This is a genomic window from uncultured Gimesia sp., from assembly GCF_937919775.1.
Classification (GTDB): domain Bacteria; phylum Planctomycetota; class Planctomycetia; order Planctomycetales; family Planctomycetaceae; genus Gimesia.
Map to the genome: position 1 here is coordinate 1 of NZ_CALFPF010000795.1, position 3,453 is coordinate 3,453.

Annotated in this window: 3 protein-coding genes; 1 reads left to right on the plus strand and 2 read right to left on the minus strand. The window is 45.6% G+C overall.

The annotated features are described in order from the left end of the window. Positions 1 to 485 (minus strand): hypothetical protein (locus tag Q0294_RS22565; RefSeq protein WP_299469962.1); only part of this gene is annotated, 485 nt, incomplete at its 3' end. Positions 486 to 515: 30 nt separating this feature from the next. Next, positions 516 to 1,400: a glycosylase gene (locus tag Q0294_RS22570; protein WP_299469964.1), complete on the minus strand. Its 885-nt coding sequence runs from the start codon at positions 1,398 to 1,400 to the stop codon at positions 516 to 518. Positions 1,401 to 1,625: 225 nt separating this feature from the next. On the opposite strand from Q0294_RS22570, the gene Q0294_RS22575 reads away from it, so the two are divergent. Next, on the plus strand, positions 1,626 to 3,453 hold a 1,828-nt coding region (locus tag Q0294_RS22575; RefSeq protein WP_299469966.1), incomplete at its 3' end, for an ABC transporter ATP-binding protein.

Consider the following 3,453-nt stretch of genomic DNA (forward strand, 5'->3'; position numbering starts at 1 on the left):
GTATTTGAGATAAGTTCGCCACAGTCGAGAATAAAACTGGTTCGCTGTGTCGGTTGATCAGGATTGAATTGTTCGTCGCTCGCCGAAATCTGAATTTGTGGTTTTGAACGAATCTTGCCCGTCAATCGAATTAGTTGAGTATGTTCTTCCAGCTCATCATGTTTCTGAACTACTCGCGAAATATGGTTGGGAGTATGACAATACCAGAACTCATGATGCCGCATTCCCCCCAGGCAGATGATGATCATCAACAGTAGAATAGTTGACGTTGAGTTGAAATGATTGCGATAACAGACAACCCATGAGGTAATGGTGATGCCGCACAAAATCATCCAGTAAAAAAGTTCTGGCTGAAAACAGAAATCAAGTAAGATTCCCAGCGAGAAACTGATAAACACGCTTAAGGCAGGCGAGCGTTCTGCTGTTTTCGGAGTGAAATCCAGTGTTATCGAAGTAGGCGTGGTGGGGGCAGGGGACTCACTCATAAATCAGGGCACCGCAATCAGATGAAAGATTTAGTGTTCCAGAGGCAAATTCAGGTCGACTTGATTATGCATTGTATATAAGCGAAACCGGTTACCGTCCGGAATCAGAACCCCACTGGATTGATTTGCTTCCGGCGGTGTTAGTGGATTGCCTGGATACTTGGTCCAATGCAGCATGTCTTTTGACGCAGCGATATTCGTAGTCCACAAAGAGGGACTTTGGGCTGCTGCTGTCCCATGAAAAATCATGTAATATGTTCCCTGATACTTGAGGATCTGATTCATTGCGATCATTTTCTGATCATAGGCTTTCGGCCCGGGCTTCATGACCGGCTGATCTTGATTCAGGTTGGTCCAGACTTTCAAATCTGGTGAACTGGCCAGCCAGATGCCGGCATCCCGTCTCTCATAAAAAAGAAACCACTGCCCTTTTTCAAACCAGACTACGGGAGTTCCATACGGACCAGCAGGAATCGGAGAGCCGTTCGCTAATCTGACATCCAGAGGACCGACCCGCTTCCAGTTGATGGCATCGCAGGAAACCAGATGCTGCGCAATATCATTCTTCCCCTCCGCAAACATGTGATAAGTGTCCCCCTGTTTTACAACCATCATGTCTTCAACCCAATGAGTATCATAAATCGGGTTGCAGGGAGACCGTGTCCAATGAATCCCGTCACAGGATGCGGCATATCCCAGCATCTTCTGTCCCTCTCTGGTTCCATCATAGCCGGTGAACCACATGTGGTAGAAATCCCCTTCTTTGAGAATCCACCCGCGTTCACGTATTTTTACATCCCAATGCCCCGGGCCGTCTGCTTCAAAAATGGGATTGTTCTGATAGGGGACAAAATGCGTCAGCACTTTGGGAAATGAAATTTCTTCGGCGAGAACGATCTGGCTGGCACCAGTCAATATGATGACCAGCAACCAACTAAGACGAAGTGATAAAGCTCTTGAATTTAAAGAAATTCGGTCCATTTTTTCCCAATCATCAGGTTTATAAAGTTTACTCTCCCATCTCATTGAAGATTCGCTATTATACGCAAATCACTTTCATAAATACAAAGTGCAACAAATGAATTCTGCATGCCTCAGAAGTTTTCTGGTGTATTGAAATCGATTTCAAGAGGAAATCTAATGACAGAGACAACTGCCTTACTCGAGATCAAAGGGTTGAAAACTTACTTTCACACAGGTCGTGGAATTGTGAAAGCAGTTGAAGATTTGACAGTGAAAATTGAAAAGGGGAAAACTCTGGGGCTGGTTGGGGAGTCCGGCTCAGGAAAGTCAGTCACCTCGCTTTCGATCATGAAACTGCTTCCCGATACTGCTGCAATGATTGACGCAGGTTCGATTTCCTTCCTGGGTAAGGATCTTGTGAAATTGACCGATCCCGAAATGAGGCGCATTCGCGGTCGCGATATCAGCATGATTTTTCAGGAACCGGGTACTTCATTGAATCCGGTTTTTCGTGTTGGCAAACAGGTAATGGAAGCGATTACGCTGCACCAGAAAGTTTCTTCGACTGAAGCCAAGAGGAGAACAATTGAATTATTTCATGAAGTCGGCATTCTGGACCCGGAACGAAGATTTTCAAGTTTTCCGCATGAGATGTCCGGAGGACAGAAGCAACGTGTAATGATTGCGATGGCCTTGAGCTGTAATCCGGAACTTTTAATCGCCGATGAACCAACCACAGCCCTGGATGTGACAATTCAGGCCCAGATTTTGAATTTGATCCGAAAATTACGTGATGAGCGCGGCATGTCTGTTTTATTTATCACGCACGATTTAGGTGTGATCGCCGAAATTGCAGATGATGTTGCCGTGATGTTTCGAGGGAAGTTAGTCGAATACAAACCCGTAGTGGAGATATTCGAGAACCCTCAGCATCCTTACACCAAAGGTTTGCTCGCCTGCCGCCCCGCCTTGGATACAGCATACAAACGGCTACCGACCGTCTCTGATTTCATGGAAATCGAGGAAACCGAGGCCGGAGAATATACCATCCGGGAAAAGAAATTTGATGAACAACAATTTATCAGTCTGACAGCTCACGGACGGCAGAGATTATTGCATCCTCGATCAGAACTGGAAACGATAGGTTATCGCTGGGACGATGTCAAAAAACTTCCCGAATCTGAATTTGTAAAAGAAGGGGAAAAACCAATTCTGAGCCTGGACCAGTTGCAGGTTTACTACCCCATTAAAAGTGGAATTCTGAGGAGAACCGTTGATTATGTGAGAGCGGTCGACGGTATTTCTTTAAACATTTATCGAGGTCAGACCCTGGGCCTGGTAGGTGAATCCGGTTGTGGAAAAACCACAACCGGCAAGGCCATTGTCGGTCTCGCGCCAGTTACAGACGGGAGAATTCTGCTGGAAGGAAATGACCTCGCTCATATGAGTCGTGCGGGTCGAAAACCCTTTCGACGCAAAGTACAAATTATCTTTCAAGACCCATACAGTTCTCTTAATCCCCGGATGATGGTTTCCACGATTATTACTGAATCAATGATTGCTCATAATCTGGGTAACTCGAAACAGGATCGGCGAGACCGTGCTGCGGCATTACTTGAAGAAGTTGGTTTGCCTGTTGATTATCTGGATCGCTATCCTCATGAGTTTTCCGGTGGGCAGCGTCAAAGAATTTCAATCGCACGTGCCTTGGCTGTCGAGCCTGAATTTATTATCTGCGATGAATCCGTCTCTGCTTTGGATGTCTCTGTGCAGGCACAGGTTTTGAATCTGCTCAAAGATTTACAGGAGCAACACAATCTGACTTATATTTTTATCAGCCACGATTTGAGTGTTGTTAAGTTTATGTCCGATATGATGGCGGTCATGAATAACGGAATATTAATCGAAATCGGACCATCTGAAATGATCTATCAAAACCCGCAGCAGGAGTATACAAGAAAATTGATTGAATCCGTTCCCACTGATGATGTGGCGCAAATTAAGG